The organism is Pseudomonas sp. SBT1-2, assembly GCF_028640875.1.
In the GTDB taxonomy this organism is placed as follows: domain Bacteria; phylum Pseudomonadota; class Gammaproteobacteria; order Pseudomonadales; family Pseudomonadaceae; genus Aquipseudomonas; species Aquipseudomonas chlororaphis_I.
This window is the reverse complement of the sequence record NZ_JAQZAA010000059.1, coordinates 1-25,923: the sequence shown is the minus strand read 5'-3', so window position 1 is coordinate 25,923 and position 25,923 is coordinate 1. Positions and strand designations below refer to the sequence as shown.

The 25,923-nt window shown below is 63.8% G+C and carries 25 protein-coding genes and 1 riboswitch; of the genes, 11 read left to right on the top strand and 14 right to left on the bottom strand.

What is annotated here, in order from left to right; genetic code table 11:
• Positions 1 to 765 carry a malonate transporter subunit MadM gene (gene madM / locus PVZ78_RS07890; protein ID WP_009051296.1) on the top strand — a complete coding sequence of 255 codons (765 nt, stop codon included), beginning with the start codon at positions 1 to 3 and terminating at the stop codon, positions 763 to 765.
• A 121-nt stretch (positions 766 to 886) separates the two neighbouring features.
• On the opposite strand, the gene PVZ78_RS07885 is transcribed toward madM, so the two are convergent.
• On the bottom strand, positions 887 to 1,801 hold the full coding sequence (locus tag PVZ78_RS07885; RefSeq protein ID WP_025807208.1) for a LysR family transcriptional regulator: 915 nt from the start codon (positions 1,799 to 1,801) through the stop codon (positions 887 to 889).
• Between the two features lie 154 nt (positions 1,802 to 1,955).
• Here PVZ78_RS07885 and trhA point away from each other — a divergent pair, with 154 nt between their 5' ends.
• The gene (gene trhA / locus PVZ78_RS07880; protein WP_025807209.1) at positions 1,956 to 2,573 is read left to right on the top strand and encodes a PAQR family membrane homeostasis protein TrhA; all 618 of its coding nucleotides are present in this window, start codon (positions 1,956 to 1,958) and stop codon (positions 2,571 to 2,573) included.
• Between the two features lie 116 nt (positions 2,574 to 2,689).
• On the opposite strand, the gene PVZ78_RS07875 is transcribed toward trhA, so the two are convergent.
• Positions 2,690 to 3,604, bottom strand: coding sequence for a LysR family transcriptional regulator (locus tag PVZ78_RS07875; RefSeq protein ID WP_009051293.1), 915 nt, complete (start codon positions 3,602 to 3,604; stop codon positions 2,690 to 2,692).
• Between the two features lie 106 nt (positions 3,605 to 3,710).
• Here PVZ78_RS07875 and PVZ78_RS07870 point away from each other — a divergent pair, with 106 nt between their 5' ends.
• The 3 genes from PVZ78_RS07870 to PVZ78_RS07860 are packed head-to-tail and all read left to right on the top strand — an operon-like array spanning position 3,711 to position 6,260.
• A complete protein-coding gene (locus PVZ78_RS07870) occupies positions 3,711 to 4,952 on the top strand; it encodes a D-amino acid dehydrogenase (protein WP_273828538.1) in 1,242 nt (413 codons plus the stop codon).
• Positions 4,953 to 4,979: 27 nt separating this feature from the next.
• A complete protein-coding gene (locus PVZ78_RS07865; RefSeq protein WP_273828537.1) occupies positions 4,980 to 5,330 on the top strand; it encodes a RidA family protein in 351 nt (116 codons plus the stop codon).
• 27 nt (positions 5,331 to 5,357) lie between these two features.
• Positions 5,358 to 6,260: a transporter substrate-binding domain-containing protein gene (locus PVZ78_RS07860; RefSeq protein ID WP_273828536.1), complete on the top strand. Its 903-nt coding sequence runs from the start codon at positions 5,358 to 5,360 to the stop codon at positions 6,258 to 6,260.
• A gap of 107 nt (positions 6,261 to 6,367) precedes the next feature.
• Here PVZ78_RS07860 and PVZ78_RS07855 read toward each other — a convergent pair whose 3' ends face one another.
• Entirely contained in the window at positions 6,368 to 7,087 is a 720-nt protein-coding gene (locus tag PVZ78_RS07855) for a 16S rRNA (uracil(1498)-N(3))-methyltransferase (protein ID WP_009051289.1), read from the bottom strand.
• 98 nt (positions 7,088 to 7,185) lie between these two features.
• Positions 7,186 to 8,592: an adenosylmethionine--8-amino-7-oxononanoate transaminase gene (locus PVZ78_RS07850; protein WP_009051288.1), complete on the bottom strand. Its 1,407-nt coding sequence runs from the start codon at positions 8,590 to 8,592 to the stop codon at positions 7,186 to 7,188.
• A 280-nt stretch (positions 8,593 to 8,872) separates the two neighbouring features.
• On the opposite strand from PVZ78_RS07850, the gene PVZ78_RS07845 reads away from it, so the two are divergent.
• Both PVZ78_RS07845 and PVZ78_RS07840 read left to right on the top strand, forming a co-directional pair.
• Positions 8,873 to 9,424, top strand: coding sequence for a cytochrome b (locus tag PVZ78_RS07845; protein WP_009051287.1), 552 nt, complete (start codon positions 8,873 to 8,875; stop codon positions 9,422 to 9,424).
• Between the two features lie 32 nt (positions 9,425 to 9,456).
• The gene (locus PVZ78_RS07840; protein WP_009051286.1) at positions 9,457 to 10,053 is read left to right on the top strand and encodes a YceI family protein; all 597 of its coding nucleotides are present in this window, start codon (positions 9,457 to 9,459) and stop codon (positions 10,051 to 10,053) included.
• A gap of 180 nt (positions 10,054 to 10,233) precedes the next feature.
• Here the strand turns inward: PVZ78_RS07840 and PVZ78_RS07835 are convergent, their stop codons facing one another.
• The 5 genes from PVZ78_RS07835 to ahcY all read right to left on the bottom strand — a co-directional run bounded on the left by PVZ78_RS07835 (position 10,234) and on the right by ahcY (position 16,799).
• Complete coding sequence (locus tag PVZ78_RS07835; RefSeq protein ID WP_053270115.1) at positions 10,234 to 12,093, bottom strand: DEAD/DEAH box helicase; 1,860 nt, start codon at positions 12,091 to 12,093, stop codon at positions 10,234 to 10,236.
• A 225-nt stretch (positions 12,094 to 12,318) separates the two neighbouring features.
• Positions 12,319 to 13,134, bottom strand: coding sequence for a substrate-binding periplasmic protein (locus PVZ78_RS07830; RefSeq protein WP_124302224.1), 816 nt, complete (start codon positions 13,132 to 13,134; stop codon positions 12,319 to 12,321).
• Between the two features lie 55 nt (positions 13,135 to 13,189).
• Entirely contained in the window at positions 13,190 to 14,272 is a 1,083-nt protein-coding gene (locus tag PVZ78_RS07825; protein ID WP_016704244.1) for a hypothetical protein, read from the bottom strand.
• Between the two features lie 82 nt (positions 14,273 to 14,354).
• Positions 14,355 to 15,200, bottom strand: coding sequence for a methylenetetrahydrofolate reductase [NAD(P)H] (gene metF, locus PVZ78_RS07820; protein WP_009051282.1), 846 nt, complete (start codon positions 15,198 to 15,200; stop codon positions 14,355 to 14,357).
• A gap of 189 nt (positions 15,201 to 15,389) precedes the next feature.
• On the bottom strand, positions 15,390 to 16,799 hold the full coding sequence (ahcY, locus tag PVZ78_RS07815; protein ID WP_009045993.1) for an adenosylhomocysteinase: 1,410 nt from the start codon (positions 16,797 to 16,799) through the stop codon (positions 15,390 to 15,392).
• A gap of 22 nt (positions 16,800 to 16,821) precedes the next feature.
• Positions 16,822 to 16,928: riboswitch (S-adenosyl-L-homocysteine riboswitch) on the bottom strand.
• 193 nt (positions 16,929 to 17,121) lie between these two features.
• Between ahcY and PVZ78_RS07810 the strand changes: the two genes are divergently transcribed.
• A complete protein-coding gene (locus tag PVZ78_RS07810; protein WP_007932525.1) occupies positions 17,122 to 17,526 on the top strand; it encodes an acyl-CoA thioesterase in 405 nt (134 codons plus the stop codon).
• A gap of 138 nt (positions 17,527 to 17,664) precedes the next feature.
• Here the strand turns inward: PVZ78_RS07810 and PVZ78_RS07805 are convergent, their stop codons facing one another.
• On the bottom strand, positions 17,665 to 18,924 hold the full coding sequence (locus PVZ78_RS07805) for a cation:proton antiporter (RefSeq protein ID WP_009051281.1): 1,260 nt from the start codon (positions 18,922 to 18,924) through the stop codon (positions 17,665 to 17,667).
• Between the two features lie 176 nt (positions 18,925 to 19,100).
• Positions 19,101 to 20,270, bottom strand: coding sequence for an MFS transporter (locus PVZ78_RS07800; RefSeq protein WP_273828535.1), 1,170 nt, complete (start codon positions 20,268 to 20,270; stop codon positions 19,101 to 19,103).
• Positions 20,271 to 20,479: 209 nt separating this feature from the next.
• On the opposite strand from PVZ78_RS07800, the gene PVZ78_RS07795 reads away from it, so the two are divergent.
• Together PVZ78_RS07795 and PVZ78_RS07790 are read left to right on the top strand one after the other, a co-directional pair.
• A complete protein-coding gene (locus PVZ78_RS07795) occupies positions 20,480 to 21,313 on the top strand; it encodes an EamA family transporter (protein ID WP_016704241.1) in 834 nt (277 codons plus the stop codon).
• A 36-nt stretch (positions 21,314 to 21,349) separates the two neighbouring features.
• The gene (locus tag PVZ78_RS07790) at positions 21,350 to 21,736 is read left to right on the top strand and encodes an MAPEG family protein (RefSeq protein ID WP_009051278.1); all 387 of its coding nucleotides are present in this window, start codon (positions 21,350 to 21,352) and stop codon (positions 21,734 to 21,736) included.
• Positions 21,737 to 21,895: 159 nt separating this feature from the next.
• Here the strand turns inward: PVZ78_RS07790 and mltA are convergent, their stop codons facing one another.
• Positions 21,896 to 23,071, bottom strand: a complete 1,176-nt coding sequence (mltA, locus tag PVZ78_RS07785; protein WP_101283814.1) for a murein transglycosylase A — start codon at positions 23,069 to 23,071, stop codon at positions 21,896 to 21,898.
• 128 nt (positions 23,072 to 23,199) lie between these two features.
• Here mltA and PVZ78_RS07780 point away from each other — a divergent pair, with 128 nt between their 5' ends.
• The gene (locus tag PVZ78_RS07780; RefSeq protein WP_009051276.1) at positions 23,200 to 23,649 is read left to right on the top strand and encodes a c-type cytochrome; all 450 of its coding nucleotides are present in this window, start codon (positions 23,200 to 23,202) and stop codon (positions 23,647 to 23,649) included.
• A 52-nt stretch (positions 23,650 to 23,701) separates the two neighbouring features.
• On the opposite strand, the gene PVZ78_RS07775 is transcribed toward PVZ78_RS07780, so the two are convergent.
• Together PVZ78_RS07775 and ligB are read right to left on the bottom strand one after the other, a co-directional pair.
• The gene (locus PVZ78_RS07775) at positions 23,702 to 24,097 is read right to left on the bottom strand and encodes a DUF1090 domain-containing protein (RefSeq protein ID WP_009051275.1); all 396 of its coding nucleotides are present in this window, start codon (positions 24,095 to 24,097) and stop codon (positions 23,702 to 23,704) included.
• Between the two features lie 97 nt (positions 24,098 to 24,194).
• Positions 24,195 to 25,883: an NAD-dependent DNA ligase LigB gene (gene ligB, locus PVZ78_RS07770; protein WP_273828534.1), complete on the bottom strand. Its 1,689-nt coding sequence runs from the start codon at positions 25,881 to 25,883 to the stop codon at positions 24,195 to 24,197.
• Between the last annotated feature and the right edge of the window lie 40 nt (positions 25,884 to 25,923).

The following is a 25,923-nucleotide window of genomic DNA, read 5'->3' as shown; positions in this document are numbered from 1 at the left end:
ATGTGGGATCTGATCGAGAAAGGCCTGGAACACAACGGCCTGGTCACCGCCTTCGCCTTCGTCGGCGTGATCATGTGGGTCTCGGTGCTGCTGTCCAAGCGCCTGACGTTCGGCCGGGTACACGGTTCGGCCATCGCCATCGTCATCGGCCTGGTGCTGGCCTGGGTCGGCGGCACCATCACCGGTGGGCAAAAGGGCCTGGCGGACCTGGCGCTGTTCTCCGGCATCGGCCTGATGGGCGGCGCCATGCTGCGGGACTTTGCGATTGTCGCCACGGCCTTCGAGGTACAGGCCACCGAGGCGCGCAAGGCCGGGATGATCGGCGCCATCGCGCTGTTTCTCGGCACTGTGCTGCCGTTCATCGTCGGCGCGAGCATCGCCTGGGCCTTCGGTTATCGCGATGCAGTGAGCATGACCACCATCGGCGCCGGTGCGGTGACCTACATTGTCGGCCCTGTAACCGGGGCGGCGATCGGCGCCAGTTCCGATGTGGTGGCGCTGTCCATCGCCACCGGACTGATCAAGGCGATCCTGGTGATGGTCGGCACGCCCATGGCGGCGCGCTGGATGGGTCTGGACAACCCGCGTTCGGCGATGGTCTTCGGTGGCCTGGCCGGCACCGTCAGCGGGGTGACCGCGGGCCTGGCGGCGACCGACCGGCGCCTGGTGCCTTACGGTGCGTTGACCGCGACCTTCCATACCGGGCTGGGTTGCCTGCTCGGGCCTTCGTTGCTGTTCTTCATCGTGCGCGGGTTGGTGGGCTGAGCTGACGTCGTCGCGGGCAAGCTCCGCTCCTACAGAATACGTGGCATCTGTAGGAGCGAGCGGGCGGCGATCCGACTTGCCCGCGATGACCATCTCATGATCACACCAAAACTCTGGCGTTCTAATCCTGCCGATTGGCATACATCCGGCACTCCGCCAGCAACGCCAGCAGGTTCGGATCACGCTCCTTGGCCTTGAGGAATACCACGCCGATATGCTGTTGCAGCCGGTAGCGCGCCTGCAGCGGAATCAGCTTCACGCGGTTTTCGTACACTGCGGCAATCCTTCCCGGCAGCAGGGCATAGCCCACCCCCGAGCTGACCATGCTCAGCAGGGTGAAGATGTCGTTGACCTGCATCGCCACCTTCGGCTCGAAACCCGCCTGCTTGAACACCCGCACACCGTCCTGATGGGTGGCGAAGCCCTGGGTCAGGGTGATGAAGGTCGCGTCGCGCACATCGCTGAGGTCGACTTCCGCCTGCTGGGCGAATGGCGAATCGGCCGGCGTGGCCAGGAAGATATCGTCGGAAAACAGCGGGATCTGCTCGCAGTCCGGGTCGCTGACGCTGTCGTCCAGGGATACCAGGATTGCGTCGACTTCCATGTTCTTCAGTTTGTACAGCAGGTCGATGTTGGAACCGAGGATCAGGTCGATATTCAGCTCGCTACGGCGCAGCTTCAAGCCCATGATCAGCTGCGGCACGGTCTTCACCGTCAATGAATACAGGGAGCCGAGCTTGAAGCGCTCCGCCGAGAATCCGGCGGCTTCGCGGGTCAGGCGCACGCTTTCGAGCACGTCCTGGATCAGCTTCTGCGCCCGTTCTTCGAGGACGAAGGCGCTTTCCAGCGGCGTCAGGTTGCGCCCTTCATGCTTGAACAGCGGGCAGCGCAGGGCGCTTTCCAGGGAGTGAATGGCCCGATGCACGCTGACATTGCTGGTCTGCAACTCGGCGGCGGCGCGCGCCAGGTTGCCGGTGCGCATGAACGCCAGAAACACTTCGAGCTTTTTCAGGGTCAACTCTTCATCGATCAGCATGATGGGCACTCTTATTCGAATGCTCCGATTGTGCCTGCCGGGTCATGACTTGGCTGGAGGTTTTTTCGTCCATAGCTTTATTCGGAAACATTGCGCTTTCAGGCTATAGGCCTGAGCCTTGCGTAGATTTTCCGCCTTGGGAGGTGAGTGGCACATGTATCACGGGGAAAGACTCAACGCCTGGACGCATCTGGTCGGCGCGGTGGCGGCACTTGTCGGGGGGATCTGGCTGCTGGTGTTGGCCAGCCTCGACGGCAGTCCGTGGAAAATTGTCAGCGTGGCGATCTACGGTTTCACCCTGCTGGTGCTGTACAGCGCCTCGACCCTGTACCACAGCGTGCGCGGGCGGGCGAAAAGCATCATGCAGAAGGTCGATCACTTCTCCATCTACCTGCTGATCGCCGGCAGCTATACGCCGTTCTGCCTGGTGACCCTGCGCGGACCCTGGGGCTGGACGCTGTTCGGGATCGTCTGGGGGCTGGCACTGATCGGCATCCTGCAGGAGATCAAGCCGCGCTCCGAGGCGCGCATCCTGTCCATCGTGATCTATGCGGTGATGGGCTGGATCGTGCTGGTGGCGGTCAAGCCGCTGCTGGCGGCCCTGGGCCCCGCCGGCTTCGCCTGGCTGGCCTCGGGCGGGGTGCTCTACACCGTCGGCATCATCTTCTTCGCCCTCGACAGCCGTTTGCGCCACGCCCACGGGATCTGGCACCTGTTCGTGATCGCCGGCAGTTTGCTGCACTTTGTGGCGATCTTTTTCTATGTGTTGTGACGGGCGACCGCGTTATCGTTCATCGCGAGCAAGCTCGCTCCTACAGGTACGAGGTGCTTCTGTAGGAGCAGCCGGTCGACGCTCGATTGCTCGCGACAAGGCCCGGTAGGGCCGCCTCAATCCCCGGTCATCAACCGATCCAGCTGTTCCTGCGCCCGGCCGCCGAAGATCTCCAGCAGGCTGCTCAAGGTATGGGGCAGGGCCTCCGCCGCGCGGGTCACGGCATACAGGGTGATCGGCAGCGCTGGGGTCAGCGGGCGAATCGCGGTGCTGGCGGGGGAGGCGCCTAGGGCGGTGAAGGGGTCGATCACCGCCAGCCCGGCCCCGGATTCGACCATGGCCCGGGCCAGGGAGTAGGTCTGCACGGCAATGCTGACCCGTGGCGCCGGCTCCACGGCTTTCAGGTAACCGTCGAGTTTCGCCGCCAGCGGGTCGGCGCTGGACAGGCCGATCAAGGGCGCCCCCGCCAATTCCATCAAGGGCAGCGGGGTGCCCCTGGCCGCCTGGGGCCAGTAATCCAGCGGCGCCAGCGCCACCAGCACCCCGCTGGCCAGGGCCTGGGCGGTCAGCCCCGGATGATCCGGGCGTTGCAGGGTCAGGGCCACATCGATCTCGCGCATCAGCAGGTTCTGTACCAGCTCGCGGCTGTGGGCGCTGGACAGCTCGCAGACGATGTCCGGGTAGCGTCGGGTCCACTGGTTGATGGCCGGCGGCAGCAAGGACAGGGCCAGCGCCGGCGTGGCGCCGATCCGCAGGCTGTGGCCCGGCTCGCGGCGCAGGCTCTGGGCCAGGCGTCGCACCCCTTGCAGGCTTTCGCTGACCTTGTCGACTTCGCGCTCCAGCTCCAGGGCTTCCGGGGTGGCCTGCAACTTGCCCTTGACCCGCAGGAACAGCGGGAACCCCAGCTGCTGCTCGGCGTGCTGCAAGACCTTGGTCACCGCTGGCTGGGAGACGTGCAGCAGTTGCGCCGCGCCGCTGATCGAGCCGGTCTGGCGGATGGCCTGGAAAATCTCGATATGACGCAGTCGCATGATGAGTCCATAACCTTTGTTTATGGGGGGTCCATCTTTATTCATTGTCCCGGGCCTGTCACCTGGTCCTAACCTGAAGCCCGCTCAACAAGGTTTAAGGACTGACATGGCACAGCGGGTTTGCATCATCGGCGGCGGGGTCATCGGCCTGGCCAGCGCCTACGCCCTGGTTCGCGAGGGGTTCGACGTCAGCCTGGTGGAGGCGCGCGAATCCTTCGCCAGCCAGACCAGCTTCGCCAACGGCGGCCAGCTGTCGTACCGCTACGTGGCGCCGCTGGCCGATGCCGGCGTGCCCTGGCAGGCGCTGGGCTGGATGCTGCGGGGCGATTCGCCGCTGAAGCTGCGCCCGCGCCTGGACCCGGCGCAATGGCGCTGGATGGCCGGGTTCCTGGCGGCCTGCCGCGGCTCGGTCAACCGGCGCAACGGTGCCCACCTGCTGCGCCTGGCGCTGCTGAGCCAGGCCACCTTGCAGCGCTGGCGCGAGGAGGATCGGCTCGAGGGTTTTCACTGGCGGCGTAACGGCAAGCTGGTGACTTTCCGCGAAACCGCCAGTTTCGAGCATGCCCGCCATGGACTGGCCGATCCGCGCCAGCAACAGGTGTTGTCCGCTGGCGAATGCGCACAACTGGAGCCGACCCTCGGCGGCGCGCCCTTTGTCGGCGGCATCTTCACCCCGGACGAAGAGGTGGCCGACTGTCACGCCTTCTGCCAGCAACTGGTGGCGCGGCTGCAGGCTTCCGGTCGCTGCCAGCTGCTGACGGGGCGCCAGGTCACCGGTATTCGTCAGGCGGGCGGCCAGGTGCAGGCCATCGAGCTGGGCGCCGAGGTGCTGGCGGTGGATCAACTGATACTCGCCGCCGGCCATCGCAGTGGCGAGCTGGCGCTGCCCGGGCTGAAGCTGCCGCTGTATCCACTCAAGGGCTACAGCCTCAGCGTGCCGATCGGCGCGGGGCACCGGGCGCCGGAGATCAGCATCACCGACTACAACCGCAAGATCGTCTACGCACGGATCGGCCAGCAGCTGCGGGTGGCGGCGATGGTCGATATCGTCGGTTTCGACCCGTCCCTGGACCCCAAGCGCCTGGCCCTGATGCAGCGCCAGGCCCGGGAAACCTTCGCCAACGCCGGCGACTACGATGCCGCCATCGAGTGGGCCGGAATGCGCCCGGCGACCCCCAGCGGCGTACCGCTGATTGGTGCCACCGGTTACCGCAACCTGTGGCTCAACCTCGGCCATGGCGCCCTGGGTTTCACCCTGGCCTGTGGCAGCGGGCGGCTGTTGGCCGAGCTGATCGGCCAGCGCCATCCTTCCATCGACATGCAGGGACTCGCGCCCCATGCCGCCTGATTTCTTTCGCATACAAGGAGCTGTCCCATGACCATCCAGCGTCTCCACAGCAATGACCGCCTCAGCGCTGTCGTGAGTTTTGCCGATCTGATCTTCCTCTCCGGCCAGGTGCCGGGCCCGGCCACCGATGCCGCCGGCCAGACCCGCGAAGTGCTGACGAAGATCGACGCCTTGCTGGCCGAGGCCGGCAGCGACAAGGATCATCTGCTCAGTGCGACCCTCTACCTGAAAGACATCCAGCAAGACTTTGCCGCGATGAACGAGGTCTGGTCGGCCTGGCTGTCCCCGGGCCAGGCGCCAAGCCGCACCACCGTGCAGGCCGCCTTGGCGCGTCCGGACATCCTGGTGGAAATCACTGTCATCGCGGTTCGCCGCTAACGCCTTCACCCACAACGGAGAATAACAATGCAAAAAATCACGTTGCTCGGCTGCACCCTGGGTCTGTTGCTCGGCTCCCCGCTGTATGCCAGCGAGGCGCCGCTGACTGGCACCCTGGGCAAGATCGCCAATGCCGGCAGTATTACCCTGGGTTATCGCGATGCGTCGGTGCCGTTTTCCTACGTGGGTGACAACAGCGGCAAACCCATGGGCTACTCGGTGGACCTGGCGAGCAAGGTCGTCGAGCGCATCCGCCACAAGCTGGCGCTGCCGCAACTGGCGGTGAAATACAATCTGGTGACGTCCCAGACCCGCATTCCGCTGGTGCAGAACGGCACCGTGGACCTGGAATGCGGCTCCACCGGAGTGACCGCCGAACGGCAGAAGCAGGTGGCGTTCTCCTATGGCTTTATCTACGTCAAAGGCCAGTTGCTGACCGCCAGGGACAGCGGGATCAAGAGCTTCGCCGACCTGCGCGGCAAGAACGTGGTGACCACCGCCGGCACCACCAACGAGCGGTTCCTCAAGAGTTACAACGTCGAGCACAAGATCGACATGTTCGTGATCAGCGCCAAGGACCACGGCGAAGCCTTCCAGATGCTGCAATCCGGTCGCGCCGCGGCGTTCTACATGGACGACGCGCTGCTCTATGGCGAACGGGCCAAGGCCCGCGATCCGCACAACTGGGTGGTGGTCGGCGAGGAGCAGTCGCGGGAAATCTACAGCTGCATGGTGCGCAAGGACGATCCGCAGTTCCTGGAACTGGTGAACAGCACCCTGGCGGACCTGTACCGCTCCGGGGAGATCAACGGGATCTACCAGCGCTGGTTCGAACAACCGATTCCACCCAAGGGCCTGAACCTGGAATTTCCGATGACCAGCGAGTTGAAGGCCATCATCGCCAAGCCGGTGAGCGATCCGGTGGAGTGATCGGCCCCTCCGTAGGAGCGAGCTTACTCGCGATTGGATCGTCCGGACGTGGAAATTACGTTGTCTGAGTCCGTTTTTCGCGAGCAAGCTCGCTCCTACAGAAGGGGTTAGAAGTCGCCCCAGAGTTGCTGCGCCACGGCCAGCGCTACCACCGGCGCGGTTTCGGTGCGCAGCACCCGCGGCCCAAGGCGCGCCGGCAGGAAGCCCGCGTCCTGGGCCTGGTCCACTTCGGTGTCGGACAGACCGCCTTCCGGGCCGATCAGGAATGCCAGGGTCGCCGGTTTGGCGTGGCTCACCAGCGGCTCGGCCACCGGGTGCAGCACCAGCTTGAGGTCGGCCTGGGTCTGCTTGATCCAGTCGGCCAGCAGCACTGGCGGATGAATCACCGGCACCCGCGAGCGCCCGCATTGTTCGCAGGCGCTGACAGCCACCTGGCGCCAGTGGGCCAGGCGCTTGTCGGCGCGTTCGTCCTTGAGCCGCACTTCGCAGCGCTCGCTGAAGATCGGGGTGATTTCATTCACTCCCAGCTCGGTAGCTTTCTGAATCGCCCAGTCCATGCGCTCGCCCCGGGACAGGCCCTGGCCGAGGTGGATCTGCAGCGGCGACTCGACCTGCCCGGCGAAGCTTTCATCGAGCCGGACCACCACGCGTTTCTTGCCGACTTCCAGCAGGGTGCCGCGAAATTCGTTGCCCGAACCGTCGAACAGCTGCAGCGCATCGCCCTCGGCCATGCGCAGCACGCGCCCGATGTAGTGGGCCTGGGCTTCCGGCAGTTCGTGCTCGCCGAGGCTCAGGGGGGCGTCGATAAAGAAGCGGGACAGTCTCATGGTGGTTCTCTGGGGAAAATTCTGGATCGGTGTCAGTCAGTCGGAGCTTTTCGCGAGCAAGCTCGCTCCTACGGAGGGCGGGCTTGCTCGCGCGGTTATCAGCCCGGATCGCGGAAGCCTGGGTGGAAGTCCTTGGGTACCGCCACGCTGACCTTGTCGCTGGTGGCGATATCGATGCCTTCGCTGGCCACCTCGGCGAGGAAGTCGATCTGCTCCGGGGTGATCACGTAGGGCGGCAGGAAATACACCACGCTGCCCAGCGGACGCAGCAGGGCGCCACGCTCCAGGGCGTGCTGGAAGACTTTCAGGCCACGGCGTTCCTGCCACGGGTAGGCGGTCTTGCTGGCCTTGTCCTGGACCATCTCGATGGCCAGCACCATGCCGGTCTGGCGTACTTCCGCGACGTGCGGGTGATCCGCCAGGTGCGCGGTCGAGCTGGCCATGCGCTGGGCCAGCGCCCGGTTGTTCGCGATGACGTTGTCCTGCTCGAAGATATCCAGGGTCGCCAGCGCCGCTGCACAGGCCAGCGGGTTGCCGGTATAGCTGTGGGAGTGGAGGAAGGCGCGCAGGGTCGGGTAGTCGTCGTAGAAGGCGCTGTAGACCTCGTCGGTGGTCAGGCATGCGGCCAGCGGCAGGTAGCCGCCGGTCAGGGCCTTGGACAGGCAGAGGAAGTCCGGGCGGATGCCGGCCTGTTCGCAGGCGAACATCGTGCCGGTGCGGCCGAAGCCGACGGCGATCTCATCAAAGATCAGGTGCACGCCGTAGCGGTCGCAGGCCTCGCGCAGCAGCTTGAGGTACACCGGGTGATACATGCGCATGCCGCCGGCGCCCTGGATCAGCGGCTCGACTATCACCGCGGCGAGGGTGGCGTGGTGTTCCGCCAGGGTCTGCTCCATGGCCACGAACATGTTGCGCGAGTGTTCTTCCCAGCTCATGCCTTCGGGGCGCAGGTAGCAATCCGGGCTCGGCACCTTGAGGGTGTCCAGCAGCAGGGCCTTGTAGGTCTCGGTGAACAGCGGCACATCGCCCACCGACATCGCGGCGATGGTTTCGCCGTGGTAGCTGTTGGTCAGGGTGACGAAGCGCTTCTTGTCCTTCTGGCCGCGGTTGAACCAGTAGTGGAAGCTCATCTTCATCGCCACTTCGATGCACGACGAGCCGTTGTCGGCATAGAAGCAGCGGGTCAGGCCTTCGGGGGTCATTTTCACCAGGCGCTCGGACAGCTCGATCACCGGCTGATGGCTGAAGCCGGCGAGGATCACGTGCTCCAGCTGATCGACCTGATCCTTGATGCGCTGGTTGATGCGCGGGTTGGCGTGGCCGAATACGTTGACCCACCAGGAGCTGACCGCGTCGAGGTAGCGCTTGCCTTCGAAGTCCTCCAGCCACACGCCTTCGCCGCGCTTGATCGGGATCAGCGGCAGCTGCTCGTGGTCTTTCATCTGGGTGCAGGGATGCCATAACACCGCGAGATCGCGTTGCATCCACTGGTTGTTGAGGCCCATGTTCAGTCTCCTGGAGGCGGCTCTAAGTACGCGAGCAAACAATCGCGCAAGCCTATGCAATGCCAGGCCGTGTCACAACCCATTGCATGCCTGGAAGGGCGAATTGATCGCGGCCGCAGGACGGTCTGTCACGTTTTCCCCACGTAGACCTTAATGCCTGGTTAATTTAGTGTTCGTAGGATCAACATCGTATTTCTCGATATTTCAAAGCGAAAATTTCCGCTTTAATTCGATAGTTAAATCGATAGTCTTGGGCAGCAGTTCTTACAGGATTTAAGTGATGCAGCTACGTAACTCTTCTTCCCGCTATGGCTGGGTAAGCATTTTCCTGCACTGGAGTGTGGCGCTGGCAGTCTTTGGATTGTTCGCCCTGGGCCTGTGGATGGTCGGCCTGGATTACTACAGTGCCTGGCGCAAAGATGCGCCGGACCTGCACAAAAGCATTGGCTTGACGCTGTTCGCGATCATGTTGCTGCGGGTGCTGTGGCGCTTTGTCAGCCCGCCGCCACCGGCACCGGCCAACCACGGTCGCCTGACGCGCCTGGGCGCTACCTTCGGCCATGCCTTCCTGTATCTCAGTCTGTTCGCTGTGATGATTGCCGGTTACCTGATTTCCACCGCAGACGGTGTCGGGATCCCGGTGTTTGGCCTGTTTGAAATTCCCGCCCTGGTTTCCGGACTGCCGGACCAGGCGGATGTGGCCGGCGAGGTGCATCTGTACCTGGCCTGGGCCCTGGTGATCTTTGCCGGAGTGCATGCTCTGGCCGCTTTGAAACACCACTTTATCGATCGTGACGCGACCCTGGCTCGTATGCTGGGACGCAAAGCCTGATGCTCAACCTCGACTCAAAAGGAATAGAAAGCATGTTGAAAAAGACTCTCGCCGCTCTGGCAATCGGTTCTGCTCTGTTGTCTGCCGGTCAGGCGATGGCCGCTGATTACGTGATCGACAAGGAAGGCCAGCACGCCTTCGTCGACTTCAAGATCAGCCACCTGGGCTACAGCTTCATCACCGGTACCTTCAAGGACCTGGACGGCAAGTTCAGCTTCGACGCGGCCAAGCCTGAAGACGCCAAGATCGAAGTCAATGTGCGCACCGCCAGCGTGTTCACCAACCACGCCGAGCGCGACAAGCACATCGCCAGCAAAGACTTCCTGGACGTGGGCAAGTTCGCTGACGCCAAGTTCGTCTCCACCAGCGTCAAGCCAACCGGCAAGAACGCCGATGGCAAGCAGACTGCCGACGTGACCGGCGACCTGACCCTGCACGGTGTGACCAAGCCGGTCGTGGTCAAGGCGACCTTCCTGGGTGAAGGCAAGGACCCATGGGGCGGCTACCGTGCCGGCTTCGAAGGCACCACCAGCATCAATCGCCAGGATTTCGGCAAGATGATGGACTTGGGCCCGGCCTCCAACAATGTCGACCTGTACATCACCTTCGAAGGTGTGAAAGCGAAGTAATGCTTCGTCTGTAGCCGCTGCCGAGCCCGCGAGGCTGCGACAAGGTCCTCAGGACCTTCATGGCCCTTGAGGCCGGCGACCGGTTCCCGGTCGATCGCAGCCTCGGCAGCGGCTACAGAGGCCATAAAAAAAACGCCCCTGATCGCAAGATCAGGGGCGTTTTTTATTGCCGCGGGTAACTCAGCGATTGCGGGTCAGCAAGGCTGGTTTCTCGCCACGTGGACGGCTTGGCAGTTGATCGAGCTGCTCGGGTGTCGGGAAGCGGTCAGCTTTCGATTCCTTGTGCATGATCTTCGGCTGGTTGCCACGCGGGTTCTGTACCGCCGGTTCCTGACGCGCCTGGTCGTCACGGGCCGGACGACGATTGCGCGACTCTTCGCGACGGGCCTGGCCGTCACGTGGAGCACCGCTGCGTGGGCCGTTGCGCTTGGCAGGTGGCGTGCCGGTGCTGGCGCCATTGCTATTGCGCGGACCGCCGGAGCGCCCCTGGCCGCCGCTGCGTGGCGCATTGCTGTTGGCTGCTGCGCCCTGGCCTGGCGCGCCTGGACGACGACCGCGGCTCTGGTTGTTCTTGTTCTGGTACGGGCTGACGTAGTCGGCGCGGTTGCCGAAGTTGTCCACGTCGTCGTCCAGGAACTCATCCGGGGCGCGGTCGGCGCGTGGCGTCGGCTGGCGCTGTTCGCGGGCCGGGGTGCCTTCGCGAGGCTTCTGCTCACGGGCTGGACGGTCGCCGCGAGCGGCCGGTTTTTCCTTGCCCTTGTCCTTGCCTTTGTCTTTGCGGCCGCCGCCACCACCACCGCCGTTCGGACCGTCGCCACGCGGGCCACGGGAATTGCGCGGGTTACGCACGTCCGGACGCTCGCGCACTTCCGGTTTCTCGGCTTCCACGGCGCTGGCATCGAAGCCCATCAGATCGCCGTCGGGGATCTTCTGCTTGGTCATGCGCTCGATGCTCTTGAGCAGCTTCTCTTCGTCCGGCGCGACCAGCGAGATCGCTTCGCCCGAACGACCGGCACGACCGGTACGGCCAATGCGGTGCACGTAGTCTTCGTCGACGTTCGGCAGTTCGAAGTTGACCACGTGTGGCAGCTGGTCGATGTCCAGGCCACGGGCGGCGATGTCGGTGGCGACCAGGATCCGCACTTCACCGGCCTTGAAGTCGGCCAGGGCCTTGGTGCGGGCGTTCTGGCTCTTGTTGCCGTGGATGGCGACGGCGGTCAGGCCGTGCTTGTCCAGGTACTCGGCCAGGCGGTTGGCGCCGTGCTTGGTACGGGTGAAGACCAGTACCTGTTCCCAGGCGCCAGCGGTGATCAGGTGGGCCAGCAAGGCACGCTTGTGGCTGGCGGCCAGGCGGAACACCCGTTGCTCGATACGCTCGACCGTGGTGTTCGGCGGCGTGACTTCGATGCGCTCGGGGTTGTGCAGCAGCTTGCCGGCCAGGTCCGTGATGTCCTTGGAGAAGGTCGCGGAGAACAGCAGGTTCTGGCGCTTGGCGGGCAGGCGTGCGAGGACTTTCTTCACGTCATGGACGAAGCCCATGTCGAGCATGCGGTCGGCTTCGTCGAGCACGAGGATTTCCACGTGGGACAGGTCGACGCTGCCTTGGCCGGCCAGGTCGAGCAGGCGGCCGGGGCAGGCCACCAGCACGTCGACGCCGCGGGCCATGGCCTGAACCTGTGGGTTCATGCCGACGCCACCGAAGATGCAGGCACTGACGAACTTCAGGTCGCGGGCATAGACCTTGAAGCTCTCGTGCACTTGCGCGGCCAGTTCGCGGGTTGGGGTCAGGACCAGGACGCGCGGTTGGCGCGGGCCATGACGCTGGGATTTGTCCGGGTGACCGTTGGGAAACAACCGTTCCAGGATCGGAAGGGCGAAACCGCCGGTTTTACCAGTACCTGTCTGTGCCGCGACCATCAGGTCGCGACCTTGCAACACGGCGGGAATGGCCCGCTGTTGCACCGGAGTAGGCTGGGTGTAGCCGGCGGCTTCGATGGCGCCGACTAAAGCCTCGGAGAGACCGAGGGAAGCAAAGGACATGAGTAATCCTGTTTTAGTGAGGGCTTGGCCCAGAGGGATAGTCTTGCCTGGCGCGAATGGCGTTTAAGAGGACGCAATCCCGTCCGGTCCTGCTGGCTCCTGAAGGCTCATCGGCGAGGGCTCGCGCGGGCCTTGTGGCTGCGCTGTAGCGGTATCGAGATGCCTTGAACAGGATCGAGCGTCCGGGCGTGAGCCTGGCGGGAAGGCCGGAGTATAACAGAGCAATCAGCGTGCGCTGCGTTCCTGCTGCTCAACGGTTTTCAGCGGGGCGCCGGGCGGCATTGCGCTTGAGTCGGCAATCGCCGGTGCCGCGCCGTAGCGGGCGCTCAGTTCGGCGTAGGCCGGCTCGCGCTTGAAACGCTTGAGTTCGGCGCCGAAACGCTGCACCAGCAAGTCCATGCCGGCATTGCGCCGTACCGCCAGAAACTGGCTCTGGCGGCTGATGACCACCGGGTTCTCGGTGATCTGCTGGCGAATGTCCAGTTGGTCGAGCAGATGCTGGCCGACCCGCCGATCGGTGATCAGCAGGTCGATGCGGCCGCGCAGCAGCTTGCCGAAGTTGGCTTCGTGGGTCGGCGCCGGCTCGTGCTTGAACAGCGTGGATTCCCTGAAGTCCTGGCTGTACAGATAGCCGGGAGAGGTGCCCACGGTCAGGCCGCGCAAGTCTTCCAGGGTGCGGAACGGAAAGGGCCGGGCATTGGCATAGAACATCACGAACTCGACGTCCGACAGCGGCTCGCTGGGGTAGAGCAGGCTGCTTTCGCGTTCGTTGCTGTGAAAAATGTCCAGGGCACCGTCGGCCTGGCCCTGTTCGAGCATGGCCAGGCAACGTTTCCAGGGCAGGAACTGCCATTCGACTTCGATCCCCAGGCGCTGGAAGACGATGGCCGTGGTTTCGTAATCCAGCCCCTGGGCCTTGCCCTGTCCCTCATAGACATAAGGGGCCCAGGGCTCGGTGACAATGCGCAGCTTCTCGCCATGGGCGGTGAGGCTCAGGCAAGCACAGATAAAGGCTGTCAGCAGCTGGGCGATGAGGGGCATCGCTGGAGATTACGACGAGAGGTCGCCCAATACCAGAGGCTGTCTAGCTCAAGCCTCAGTCAGCCTTTGTCTCGATCAGATGCAGGTAGATGGCCTTGCGTCGCTGGCCCAGTACCAGGCGAATCACCGGGTGGTTGAACCAGCGCTCGAGTTGATGGCTGTTGAGCGGCTTTTTCAGGCGGCCTTCGGCGTTTTCCCGGGCTTTCTCCCACCAGACCGGGGCGCAGGCCTGGTCGAATTCGTTGGTGTGGCGGTAGCAGCCGTAGAGGATTTCGCGCATGAACTGCCGCTGGTGCCCGGGCAGGGCCAGGGTCACGATCTTGTAGGCCAGGCGTTGCAACGCCGGTGGGCGTGGCAGGGTCGCGGTGACCAGGCGGGTTTCGTCCAGGGCGACGCTGCTGGTGGGTGCTGCGCCGTGCTTGTCCAGCCAGGCCTTGATCTTGGCGCGAAACAGCTGCTTGCGGCTCCAGTAGTGGTGGATCAGGTCGGGGCATTCGCGAACCTGCTTGGTGCGATAGGCCGCCACCGACAGGCAGAACTCTTCGAGGGTGTAGGCGCCGTTGGCCAGCGGGTACAGCTCGTCCATCAGGGCGATGGAGCGCTCCAGCACATCGGCGTCGGCGCGGTGCAGGCCGATCACGCCGGAGTTCAGCAGCGGCATCTGGTCGTCGGCGAGTTTGCGTTCCTGCAGCAAGCCGGCCAGGGACTGGTAGAGGCCGGACTCCTTGTTGGCGCCGTAGCACATGCCGAAGGCGTTACACAGCAGGGTGCCGGGCTGGATGCGGCGAAACAGCTCCAGCGGCGAGCAGTGAAAAAAGGTATCGGTGTCGATCAGCAGCGCCAGTTCGGACTCTTGCAGCACCTGCTGCATCACCACGTGCTTGGCGCGAAAGTGGTAGCCGTGTGGGGCGATCCAGGCCTGGCGGGTGTTTTCGTCCAGGGGGCGCACGCGCACAGGCAGGTCGCGGTAAGGCGCGGCATTGTCGGTGAAGACCTGGATGTCGAGGGCTTCGCCCGGTGTTTCGCGCAGCCCGGCCAGGGCGCTGGCAATGCTGAACGCGGCTTCCTGGTGATAGGTCGCGGCGCCGTAAACCAGATAGATCAATTGTGGGCGTGCTGCGGTGCTGCCTGTGGACATCTACGGCGATCCTTCGGATGTATTGGGGGTTAAAAAAAAGGCCCTGGATTTCGCCAAGGCCTTTTCTGATGTTGCCGGGCGGTTAACGCGGCAGCTTCAGGTTGTTCCAGACGGCCAGGCTTGGCTCGGCTTGGTTCAGGGTATAGAAATGCAGCCCTGGCGCCCCGCCTTGCAACAAACGTTCACACATTTCGGTGATGACCTGTTCGCCGAACGTCTGAATGCTTTGGCTGTCGTCGCCGTAGGCTTCCAGTTGCTTGCGGATCCAGCGCGGGATTTCCGCGCCGCAGGCGTCGGAGAAACGCGCCAGCTTGCTGTAGTTGGTGATCGGCATGATGCCGGGCACGATCGGGATGTTCACACCCATTTGTTGCACGCGTTCGACGAAGTAGAAATAACTGTCGGCGTTGAAGAAATACTGGGTGATCGCACTGTTGGCGCCGGCGTTGGCCTTGCGCACGAAGTTGTTGAGGTCGTCTTCGAAATTGCGCGCCTGCGGGTGCATTTCCGGATACGCCGCCACTTCGATGTGGAAGTGATCGCCGGTCTCTTCACGAATGAAACTCACCAGGTCGTTGGCGTGACGCAGCTCGCCGCTGGCCATGCCCATGCCCGAAGGCAGGTCGCCGCGCAGGGCGACGATACGGTTGATGCCGGCAGCCTTGTACTGGGTCAGCAGGCCACGCAGGTCGGCCTTGCTGTCACCCACGCAGGACAGGTGCGGTGCGGCCGGGATCTTCACTTCGCTTTCGAGCTGCAGCACGGTGTTCATCGTGCGGTCGCGGGTCGAGCCACCGGCACCGTAGGTGCAGGAGAAGAAGTCGGGGTTGTAGCTGGCCAGCTGGCGGGCAGTGGCGAGCAGTTTTTCATGCCCAGCATCGGTCTTGGTCGGGAAGAACTCGAAGCTGTAGCGACGGTCTTGGGACATGGAGGAAACCTCCAGCTACAAGCTGCAAGCCACAAACTGCAAGAGTAGCGGAGGTGCGCTCGACTCTTGGGCCTGGAACGGGCTGCTTGAAACTGTTTAAGCAAATAGGGACGAAGCCGAAAGCTTCGAGCGGCAAGCAGGGCTTGTGGCCCTCGCTTGCCGCTTGAAGCTCAAGGCTTGCAACTGCTCTTAGTACCGGTAAGCGTGCGGCTTGAACGGGCCTTCGACGGTCACGCCGATGTAGTCAGCCTGTTGCTTGGTCAGTTGGGTGACCACGCCACCGAAGCCGCGAACCATTTCCAGGGCCACTTCTTCGTCGAGTTTCTTCGGCAGTACTTCAACGGTCAGGCGCTCGGCTTTCTGGGCTGGCGACAGGTCGGCGTACTTCTGGCCGAACAGGAAGATCTGCGCCAGGACCTGGTTGGCGAACGAACCGTCCATGATGCGGCTTGGGTGACCGGTGGCGTTGCCCAGGTTCACCAGGCGGCCTTCGGCCAGCAGGATCAGGTAGTCGTCGTTCTGGGCGTCGAAAGCGCCTGGGCCGGTACGGTGAACCTTGTGCACCTGTGGCTTCACTTCTTCCCATGCCCAGTTCTTGCGCATGAAAGCGGTGTCGATTTCGTTGTCGAAGTGACCGATGTTGCAGACCACGGCGCGCTTTTTCAGGGCCTTGAGCATGTTTGCGTCGCAAACATTGACGTTACCGGTGGTGGTCACGATCAGGTCGATCTTGCCCAGCAGGGCCTTGTCGATGCTCGCCTCGGTACCGGTGTTGATCCCGTCGATGAACGGCGAAACCAGTTCGAAACCGTCCATGCAGGCCTGCATGGCGCAGATCGGGTCAACTTCGGAAACCTTGACGATCATGCCTTCCTGACGCAGGGACTGGGCCGAACCCTTGCCCACGTCACCGTAGCCGATGACCAGCGCTTGTTTGCCGGACAGCAGGTGGTCGGTACCGCGCTTGATCGCATCGTTCAGGCTGTGACGGCAGCCGTACTTGTTGTCGTTCTTGCTCTTGGTCACCGAGTCGTTGACGTTGATGGCCGGGATCTTCAGCTCGCCCTTGGCCAGCATGTCCAGCAGGCGGTGCACGCCGGTGGTGGTTTCTTCGGTCACGCCGTGGACGCGATCCAGCACCTGCGGGTACTTCTTGTGCAGCAGCTCGGTCAGGTCGCCGCCGTCGTCGAGGATCATGTTGGCATCCCATGGCTTGCCATCCTTGAGGATGGTCTGCTCCAGGCACCACTCGTACTCTTGCTCGGTCTCGCCTTTCCAGGCGAATACCGGGATGCCGGCGGCGGCGATGGAGGCAGCGGCCTGGTCCTGGGTCGAGAAGATGTTGCAGGACGACCAGCGTACTTCGGCACCCAGGGCAACCAGGGTTTCGATCAGCACGGCAGTCTGGATGGTCATGTGGATGCAGCCGAGAATCTTCGCGCCCTTGAGCGGTTGTTCAGCGGCGTATTTGCGGCGCAGACCCATCAGGGCCGGCATTTCCGATTCGGCGATGATGGTTTCACGACGGCCCCAGGCGGCCAGGGACATGTCGGCGACTTTGTAGTCGGTAAAATCTGCAGGCGTGATGACAGCGCTCATGAAGAGCCTCCATTCGTAAGTATGCGAATGGGCGCCGTTGTGCGTTTAGTGACTGACCGAACCATCACGGCCAGACAACGCCCCATCCGAGCCTGACAGGTCTAGCCTGCTGCAGCGCCCCTCGGACAGGTGGCGGGAAAACGGTATCAGGTGATCGTTACCGTTTTGAAACGGAGGCGATTATAGCTTTCTTTAAGCGGCAAGGTGCAAGCTTCAAGCTGCGAGTAAGAGCAGGCCGCTTTTTACTTGCAGCTTGAAGCTTGAAACTTGAAGCTGGGGGGCACATCCACCGCAATCGCTCAAATACCCCGGAGCCCCTCCCATGAATTTCCACACCCGCAAATGGGTAAAACCCGAAGACCTCAACCCCAACGGCACGCTGTTCGGCGGCAGCCTGTTGCGCTGGATCGACGAAGAAGCGGCGATCTACGCCATCGTCCAGCTGGGCAACCAGCGCGTGGTCACCAAGTACATTTCCGAAATCAACTTTGTCAGCGCCTCGCGCCAGGGCGACATCATCGAGCTGGGCATCACCGCCACCGAATTCGGCCGCACCTCGATCACCCTGACCTGTGAAGTGCGCAACAAGATCACCCGCAAAAGCATCCTCACCGTCGAGAAGATGGTCTTCGTCAACCTGGGCGAGGACGGCTTGCCGGCCCCTCACGGTCGTACCGAGATCAGGTACGTGAAGGACCAGTTCAAGGATGACGAGCCGATCGCCTGAGCCGTCTTCTTGTAGGAGCAGCCGGTCGACGCTTGATTGCTCGCGATCAGGGCTGCCAGGCGACGCGATCTGCTTGAAGCAGTGCGGTGTCTGGACGGGCCGATCGCGAGCAAGCTCGCTCCTACAGGGGGCAGGTTGTCAGTGAGCGTCCTGGGCGGCGGCCGGAGCATCCTTGGTGACATGACGCACCAGTTTGCCGATGGTCAGGCCCTGCAGGAGGATCGACGACAGCACCACGATGTAGGTGATGCTCAGTACCAGGTCGCGCTCCGGGCCCAATGGCAGGGCCAGGGCCAGCGCCACCGAAACCCCGCCGCGCAGGCCGCCCCAGGTCAGTACCCGGATGGTGCCGCGTGGCACGCTGCGCCAGCGGCGTAGCAGGACGATGGCCGGGGCTACGGTGAGCAGGCGCGACAGCACGATCGCCACCGCCAGCAGGCTCGCGGCCAGCAAGTGCAGCCAGTTGAACGGCAGCAGCAACAGCTCCATGCCGATCAGGGCGAACAGCAGGGCGTTGAGCATGTCGTCGAGCAGTTCCCAGAAACCGTCCAGGTAGCGCCGGGTCATGTCGTTCATCGCCAGGTTGCGCCCCAGGTTGCCGATGATCAGGCCCGCCACCACCATCGCGATCGGCGCCGAGACGTGCAGTTCGCTGGCCATCGCCGAGCCGCCGATCACCAGGGCCAGGGTCAGCATCACCTCGATCTGGTGCTGCTCGATGCTCTTGATCATCAGGTACACCAGGTAGCCGATCAGCCCGCCGAACACCACGCCGCCGATGGCCTCATGGGCAAACAGCAGGGCGGTAGCGCCGATGGTCGGGGTTTCGCCGAGCTGGGCGATACCCAGCAGCACGGTGAACACCACCACCGCGGTGCCGTCGTTGAACAGCGACTCGCCGACGATGGTGGTTTTCAGTGGCTTGGACGCGTTGGCGGTACGCAGCACGCCGAGCACCGCGATCGGGTCGGTCGGCGAGATCAGGGCGCCGAACAGCAGGCAATAGAGGAAGCTCACATGCCAGCCGAACAGACCGAAGATCCAGTAGGCCAGGCTACCGATGACGAACGTGGCGATCAGCACGCCGACCGTGGCCAACAGGCCGATGGGCCAGCGGTAGCTGCGCAGGTCGTTGAGGTTGACGTGCAAGGCGCCGGCGAACAGCAGGAACGACAGCATCCAGTTCATCAGCAGGTCGCCGAAGTCGATCTGGCCGATCAGCTGTTGCACGTGCTCTTCCAGGCCGGGATAGCCGAGGAAGCTCAAGCCTTGCAGCAGCAGGGAAAACAGCAGTGCGGTGACCATCACCCCGATGGTCGGCGGCAGGCCGATGAAGCGGAAGTTGACGTAGGTGAGCAGGGTGGTCAGGCAGATGAAGGCGGCAACGAGTTCAAGCATCCGGAGTCCCTTGGATAGAAAGGTGAAAAGAAAGCCCGAAAACCATCGGGCAAGGGTTGGATGGGCCGCTGGCGGCCCGGGGCACACCGACAAGGAAAGTTCAGATTCTTCTGGCGGTGAGCCGGTCGGTGTGTGGTTCTAGAGGCGATTGTCGGTCAGTCGCGCGCTCGGCGGCCTCAGCCGGATACATTGACCGCGGTCGCCTGGCGACGTTGCAGGTGAATGAACAGCAGCGCGGTCAGCACCGTCAGCCCGCCGACCAGCGCGCCGGTCCACGGCAGGTCGGCCAGGTCGGCGCCGCTGGCGATCACCAGGCCGCCGATCCAGGCGCCGGCGGCGTTACCCAGGTTGAAGGCGCTCTGGTTCAGGGTCGAGCCCAGGTTGGGGGCCTCATGGGCCTGGTCGATGATCAGCAGTTGCAGGATCGGGCACAGGGCGAAGGCGAAAATCCCCCACAGCAGCAAAGTGATCGCCGCCGGGATCAGCAGATGGCTGGTCTGGCTGAACGCGGCCAGTACCAGCACCACGGCCAGCGCCATGGCCACCAGCGACGGCAACAGGCGGCTGTCGGCCAGGCGTCCGCCGAGCATGCTGCCGGCCGTCAGGCCGACACCGAACAGCAGCAACATGATGGTCACGCCATGGGGGCTGACGCCGGTGACGTCCTGCAGGATCGGCGCGATATAGGTGAAGACGCTGAACAGGCTGGTGGACGCCAGCACGCTCATGCCCAGGGCCAGCAGCACGTTGGTCTTGCCCAGGACCTTGAATTCGCTGGCCAGGTTGGCCTTGTCCATGGCGATGTGCCGGGGCAGCCAGAGCCACTGGGCAATGGCGGCGATCACCCCGATCACCGACACCGCCCAGAAGGTCGAGCGCCAGCCGGCGTACTGCCCCAACGCCGTACCCAGCGGCACGCCAAGCACATTGGCCAGGGTCAGGCCGGTGAACATCATGGCGATCGCCTGGGCGCGTTTGTTCGGCGCCACCAGGCTGGCGGCGACCACCGAGCCGATGCCGAAAAACGCGCCGTGGCACAGCGCGGTGATCACCCGCGCGGCCATCAGCGTGGTGTAGTTCGGTGCCAGCGCGCAGAGCACATTGCCGAGGATGAACATCAGGGTCATGCCCAGCAACGTGGCCTTGCGTGGCATGTTGGCGGTGCCGACGGCGAGAATCGGCGCGCCGAACACCACGCCCAGGGCGTAGCCGGTAATCAGCAGGCCGGCATGGGGAATGCTGACGGACAGGTCGCGGGCGACATCGGGCAGCAGGCCCATGATGACGAATTCAGTGGTACCGATGCCGAAGGCGGCAACAGCCAGTGCGAGCAAGGCGAGTGGCATGCGAGGATTCTCTGTCTGTAGTCTTGACGCCCTGATCAGGCATACGCATGCCGGCTTTGCTCCTCCATCGGAGCGGGTCCGGCGGATCGGGCAGCAGCAGGAATTATTGGAATAGATATGCGCAACTGAGTGCGGCGTGGTCGGCGTCAGTATAGACAGCCGTAGCGCCTAGGTGAATCGATTCTCTTATCGCAAACAGGGAGTGTGAGGTGTTGGCGACAACTCTGGTTCTGGTGGCGGCGCTGCTGCATGCGGCATGGAATACCCTGATCAAGTTCAGCGGCGAGCGCTTGTTGGTGGTGGCCTGCATGGACAGTGTCGCCTTGCTGTTCGTGGCGTTGATGCTGGGATTCGTCGCATGGCCGCCGCTGGAGATCTGGCCATGGATCCTGGCCTCGGCGGTTTTCGAATTGCTCTACCGCTACCTGCTGATCCAGGCCTATCGGGTCGGCGACCTGGGCCTGGTCTATCCACTGATGCGCGGCCTTTCGCCCCTGGTGGTGCTGGCCCTGACCCTGATCTTCGCCGGCGAGGTGCTCAGCCCCCAGCAGATCCTCGGCATCCTGTTGATCCCTTTCGGCATGCTGTGCCTGCTGTGGCAGGGCGGTGGCGGCGACCGCCTGCCGTGGTCGATGTTGCCGGTGGTGGCGCTGATCGGCCTGTGCATCGGCTGCTACACCTTTATCGACGGCCAGGCATTGCGCCGTTGGTCCCATCCGCTGGATTACCTGGTGTGGGTGACGCTGCTCAGCGCCTGGCCCTTCCCGTTGCTGGCGTTGCTGCGCAAGCGTGCGGCCTTCACTCTGTTCTGGCGCGAGCAATGGCAACTGGGGTTGAGCGTCGGGTTCTGCGTATTGTTCAGCTACGCTCTGGTGCTGTGGGCCATGCAGCTGGGATCGATCGCCGAGGCGGCGGCGCTGCGGGAAGTCAGCGTGATCCTGGTGGTGCTGTTCGGCATGCGTTACCTGAAAGAACCTTTCGGCCGACCTCGGCTCTTAGCTTGTGGGCTGGTGCTGATCGGCATGCTGGTGATGAAGTTCTGACCCCGCTCCCCTCATGACTTTAAAAAGGACTCTGCCATGACCGTCGCTTTCTGGTGTGTATTGATCGCCATCTTCCTGCCTTACCTGTGCAACAGCATCGCCAAGTTCAGCGGGGGCAACTTTGGCCTGCGGCAGAACCATGACCCACGGGCCTATCTCGAGACCCTCGAGGGGTTCGCCCGGCGGGCGCATGCGGCGCAGCTCAACAGTTTTGAAGTGACCCCGGCCTTCGCGGCGGGGGTGATCATTGCCCACATCGCCAACGTCGCCGAACTGGTGACCATCGATGTGCTGGCGGTGCTGTTCATCACCAGCCGCCTGCTGTACATCATCTGCTACCTGGCGGACTGGGCGACCCTGCGGTCGCTGGTGTGGCTCGTCGGTATCGCGCTGATTGCCAGCTTCTTTTTCGTCTCCATTTGACCTGTAGCCGCTGCCGAGCTTGCGAGGCTGCGACCGGGCGCGCAGCGGCCGCAATGGGGGCGTCGCGGTTATCCTGGCCCAACGCACTCTCAGGTTTTGCGCCTGCTACGCAGTCGATCGCAGCCTCGCAAGCTCGGCAGCGGCTACGGGGCTACGGGGTCATTTGCTGTCGGTGACTTGAGGCACTTTCGGCAGCGTGGCGCCCTTGGGCCAGAGCATCCAGATCTGGCCCTGCTGTTTCATATCCCCCGCCAGTTGCCCGGCCGCGTCGCCGGTGCCCCAGAACAGGTCGGCGCGAACCTCGCCGGCGATCGCGCCGCCGGTGTCCTGCGCCGCCACCGGGCGGATCAGGCTGCTGCCATCGGGCCGGGTGGTGGAAAGCCATAACAGGCTGCCCAGCGGTATCACCTTGCGGTCCACCGCCACGCTGTAGCCGGACGTCAGCGGTACGTTCAGCGAGCCGCGCGGGCCTTCGTTGCTGTCCGGGTTGCGGTTGAAGAACACGTAGCTGGGGTTGCTGCCCAGCAGTTCCGGGATGCGATTGGGGTTGGCCTTGGCCCAGGCCGCGATGGTGCCCATGGTCACGTCCTCTTTCTTCAGCTCGCCCTGATCCACCAGCCAGCGGCCGATGGGGCGGTAGGGGTGGCCGTTCTGGTCGGCATAACCGATGCGCAACTGGCGCCCGTCTTCCAGCTGGATGCGGCCCGAGCCCTGGATCTGCAGGAATTGCAGGTTCATCGGGTCGGTCAGCCAGGCGATCACCGGCGCCTTGACCCCCTTGGTCTCGATGGTCGCGGCATCGTCGTAGGGTTTCAGCACCCGGCCTTCGAGGCGGCCACGCAGGCGCTTGCCCTTGAGTTCGGGATAAATGCTGTCGAGGGCGACGATGATCATGTCTTCCGGCACGCCGTAGACCGGCACTGACGCGGCCTGGGTCTGGGTCAGGCTGCCCGGGTAGACCGGCTCGTAGTAGCCGGTGATCAGGCCGTTGCTGCTGCCGCTGGCCGAGCGCAGGCCGTAGACGTCCAGGTGTTCCTTGAGGAAGCTGCGGACATCGAGGGCGGTGAGCGGCACGTTGGCCGCGGTCGCGCAGGTCGGGCCCCACACCGGGTCGGCTTTCAGCCGGGTGCAGGCGCTGCGCCAGGAACCGAAGCCGGCCAGCAGGTCGTCGTCGGACACAGTGGGCAAGGCTTCCCAGCTGGCGCTGGTATAGGTGGCGATAGCGTGGGGCTGGGGTGGCTTGCCGACTTCGCCGCCATTGCATCCGGCCAGCAGGATCGCGGCCGGCAAGGCCCAGGCCAGGTGTCGACGCCACAGTTTGAAACGGGTGTTCATTGGGTAATTCCTTTGTGGCTTGCCTGGGCGCATGGCGACTTCAGGCAATCCATATTGTTAATAGGGCTATTGGTCTTTGCCGGACAGGCGAGGATACTGGCGGCCGTTTCCCGTGACCCGAAGCCACCATGACGCTTAAAAGACTCTCTGTTGTATTGCTGGCCTGCCTGACGTTGTCCGCCTGCGGCGGTGTCGATCCGAACTCCCCGCTGGGTCAGCGCAAGGCGATCTTCAAACAGATGCTCAAGACCGGTGAGGACCTGGGCGGCATGCTCCGTGGGCGTATCCCGTTCGACGGCCCGCGTTTTACCGAAGGCGCGATCAAGCTGGACAACCTGTCCCGCGAACCCTGGAAGCACTTCCCGCAGGTCAAGGAGCAGGAGCACACCAGCGCGACTGACGATGTCTGGCAGAAGCAGGCACGTTTCCAGGAACTGGCCCGTGCCCTCGAGGCGGCCACCGGTGAATTGGTGATCGCCAGCAAGGTCCAGCCGTACAAGGCCAGCAATTTGGGGCCGGCGGTGCAGAAAGTCGAAGATGCCTGCAGTGCCTGCCATAAAGAATTTCGCGATCACTGATCCTGTTGCCTGAGGTGGCTGCGGCAGGCACATCTGCCGCAGCGGCTCGAGTTTACTTGTCCAGTTCGTCGAGGGCTTCCTGCAATTCCTTGCGGGATTCGGCCAGCTTGTCCTTGCGCTTGTTGATCTTCTCGGCGTCGCCTTTTTTCATGGCCTTGTCCAGGTCGGTCTGGCGTCGGCTGACCTCGTGCTTGGCTTCCAGCACCTTGTTTTCGCGTTCCTTTTTCAGCGAAGCGTCGGTGCAGTTCGCGGTGGCTTCGCTCAGGGCTTTTTCCAGGCCGGCCTGTTGCTCGCTGTTGCCATGGGCCTTGGCCTGTTCGATCTGGGTGCTGATGGCCTGGCGCTTGGCAGCGCAGCCGGTGAGTTCCGGGGCCTGTTCGGCGGCCATCAGGGCTGGGGTTGTCAGGCTGAACGCGGCGAAGAGGGTGAGCGGTGCAAGAAATTTCATAAAGGCTCCATGTGAAAAGATGAATAGCAGGAGTGGGGCGATGGGCTGTTTGAGCCATCTGCGTCCCCGGGGTTCAACGTCGCCGGTTGTAAAGGCTTCAGAAGCCTTCGATTCCGGCGGCACGTAATTCTTCAATCAAGGCCAGGACCTGCGGATCGCGGAAAAAGGCGCTCAACTGAGCGGCGCGTCCCGGGCCTATAGCGCTTTGGGCCTGCCATTGTTCGGTGGTTATGGCCGCCAACACCGCCCAGTCATCCTCGAGCCTGGCGTTGCCGGTCGGTGGCAGCCCAAGGGCTTTGAGCCAGCGCTGAAACGGCTGCTGGCGGGCGCTGTGCAGGCTGCCCAGCAAACGCGCGATGCTGCGTTCGCCAAGGCCGGTAATGTTAGCAAGCTCTGCAGGATCGAGGGTCAACCAATCGAGCAGCCCGTTGATCAGCCCTGCGTCCAGCAGCTTCTCCCAGGTGCCGGTGCCCACATGGGGCAGGTCCAGCCCGGACTTGCCGCTCAGCCAGGTCAGGCGCGCGAGGAACTGGCTCTTGCAGCCGGGCAGGGGCTGCAAGCAACTGAGCGCATGGAAGGCCGAGGCGTCCGGGACCTGCAGCGGAACACGCTGGGACGCGCGCAGCACCACGCTGTCCAGGCGCGGAATGGTCAGGCCGGCGAGGCTGATCGATACCTGATCGCCAGGGCGGATATCCAGTTCTTGCCAGCGCGGTAGCGAGCCGACGCTGACCCGCCTGATCTGCCGGTCGTCAAGCTGGACCGGCTCCAGTTCGAGCATCGGGGTGATCCGGCCGGTGCGACCGATCTTGAAGTCGACCTTGCGCACCCTGGCCAGGGCCTGGGCGAACGGGTACTTCCACGCGGCGATCCAGTAGGGCGCCTTGGCCTGCCAGCGTTGCGCTTCCGGGCGCCGGCTCTGGCGCAGGACGATGCCATCGCTGGCGAAGGGCAGGGCCGAGCGATACCAGTGCGCTCGCCAGTGCTGGACCTCGGCGAACGTACTGACGCGCTGGCTGTATTCGCTACTGTGGGGAAACCCCAGGGCCTTGAGACCGTCCAGGCGCTGCGCCAGGGTGCTCGGGCCTTGGGGCCAGTCCCAGACGAAAAGGCCGATCTGGCTGGCTTGCTGGGGATCCAGCTGGTTGCGCGCCAATAGGCCGGCGACCTGGCCGCGGGCATTCAGGCTGCCGGCCTTGGCCTGTATGTGATCGTGCTGGCGCCAATAGAGCTCGCCCTGTAGCAGCAGGTCCCGAGGCTCGGGCAGGTGTTTGGGGATGGCGCTTATCAGTTGCGCGGGCCTGGTCCAGTCCTGGCCCTGAAGGCCATCCCCACGGCTGATGGCTTGCTGGAAGCGTCCCTGGCGATAGATCAGGGTCACGGCCACGCCGTCGATCTTGGGCTGTACCCAGACCTCCTCGCGCCCGGCGAACCACCGGTGTACGGCGCTTTCATCGGCCAGTTTCTCCACGCCGGTATGGGGAATGGGGTGCGGGACAGTGCCGCGTGCGGTGCGTAGCGGGTTGGCGAGCTCCGCGACGACGGTGGGGAAACAGTTTTGCCAATGTTCGAGCCGGGCGCGGGACTGGTCGTAGAGTTCGTCAGTCACCGGCGACAGGCCTTCGCGGTGGTAGCTGTCGTCCCAGCGGTTGATGTGCTGTTGCAGGGTGGCCGTTTCGGCTTGCGCCTGGGCGGGTGTCCAGTCGGGGCACGGGCTGGCGACGCTCGGCAGGGCGATGGCGCTCAGAAGGAGGCCGGCCATGGGCAGCGCTCTGTAGTTGGGCATGGGGAGCATCCTTGCTCGGGGGAGTCAGGTTGCAGGCTAG

Coding starts and splice junctions, on each gene's coding strand:
- PVZ78_RS07825 (WP_016704244.1), bottom strand. CDS start 14,272: ATGTCCACAGGCAGCACCGCAGCACGCCCACAATTGATCTATCTGGTT.
- PVZ78_RS07855 (WP_009051289.1), bottom strand. CDS start 7,087: ATGAGACTGTCCCGCTTCTTTATCGACGCCCCCCTGAGCCTCGGCGAG.
- PVZ78_RS07845 (WP_009051287.1), top strand. CDS start 8,873: ATGCAGCTACGTAACTCTTCTTCCCGCTATGGCTGGGTAAGCATTTTC.
- PVZ78_RS07780 (WP_009051276.1), top strand. CDS start 23,200: ATGACGCTTAAAAGACTCTCTGTTGTATTGCTGGCCTGCCTGACGTTG.
- ahcY (WP_009045993.1), bottom strand. CDS start 16,799: ATGAGCGCTGTCATCACGCCTGCAGATTTTACCGACTACAAAGTCGCC.
- PVZ78_RS07885 (WP_025807208.1), bottom strand. CDS start 1,801: ATGCTGATCGATGAAGAGTTGACCCTGAAAAAGCTCGAAGTGTTTCTG.
- PVZ78_RS07850 (WP_009051288.1), bottom strand. CDS start 8,592: ATGGGCCTCAACAACCAGTGGATGCAACGCGATCTCGCGGTGTTATGG.
- PVZ78_RS07830 (WP_124302224.1), bottom strand. CDS start 13,134: ATGCCCCTCATCGCCCAGCTGCTGACAGCCTTTATCTGTGCTTGCCTG.
- PVZ78_RS07790 (WP_009051278.1), top strand. CDS start 21,350: ATGACCGTCGCTTTCTGGTGTGTATTGATCGCCATCTTCCTGCCTTAC.
- PVZ78_RS07805 (WP_009051281.1), bottom strand. CDS start 18,924: ATGCTTGAACTCGTTGCCGCCTTCATCTGCCTGACCACCCTGCTCACC.
- PVZ78_RS07810 (WP_007932525.1), top strand. CDS start 17,122: ATGAATTTCCACACCCGCAAATGGGTAAAACCCGAAGACCTCAACCCC.
- madM (WP_009051296.1), top strand. CDS start 1: ATGTGGGATCTGATCGAGAAAGGCCTGGAACACAACGGCCTGGTCACC.
- PVZ78_RS07865 (WP_273828537.1), top strand. CDS start 4,980: ATGACCATCCAGCGTCTCCACAGCAATGACCGCCTCAGCGCTGTCGTG.
- PVZ78_RS07875 (WP_009051293.1), bottom strand. CDS start 3,604: ATGCGACTGCGTCATATCGAGATTTTCCAGGCCATCCGCCAGACCGGC.
- PVZ78_RS07775 (WP_009051275.1), bottom strand. CDS start 24,097: ATGAAATTTCTTGCACCGCTCACCCTCTTCGCCGCGTTCAGCCTGACA.
- trhA (WP_025807209.1), top strand. CDS start 1,956: ATGTATCACGGGGAAAGACTCAACGCCTGGACGCATCTGGTCGGCGCG.
- PVZ78_RS07840 (WP_009051286.1), top strand. CDS start 9,457: ATGTTGAAAAAGACTCTCGCCGCTCTGGCAATCGGTTCTGCTCTGTTG.
- mltA (WP_101283814.1), bottom strand. CDS start 23,071: ATGAACACCCGTTTCAAACTGTGGCGTCGACACCTGGCCTGGGCCTTG.
- PVZ78_RS07860 (WP_273828536.1), top strand. CDS start 5,358: ATGCAAAAAATCACGTTGCTCGGCTGCACCCTGGGTCTGTTGCTCGGC.
- PVZ78_RS07800 (WP_273828535.1), bottom strand. CDS start 20,270: ATGCCACTCGCCTTGCTCGCACTGGCTGTTGCCGCCTTCGGCATCGGT.
- PVZ78_RS07835 (WP_053270115.1), bottom strand. CDS start 12,093: ATGTCCTTTGCTTCCCTCGGTCTCTCCGAGGCTTTAGTCGGCGCCATC.
- ligB (WP_273828534.1), bottom strand. CDS start 25,883: ATGCCCAACTACAGAGCGCTGCCCATGGCCGGCCTCCTTCTGAGCGCC.
- PVZ78_RS07870 (WP_273828538.1), top strand. CDS start 3,711: ATGGCACAGCGGGTTTGCATCATCGGCGGCGGGGTCATCGGCCTGGCC.
- metF (WP_009051282.1), bottom strand. CDS start 15,200: ATGTCCCAAGACCGTCGCTACAGCTTCGAGTTCTTCCCGACCAAGACC.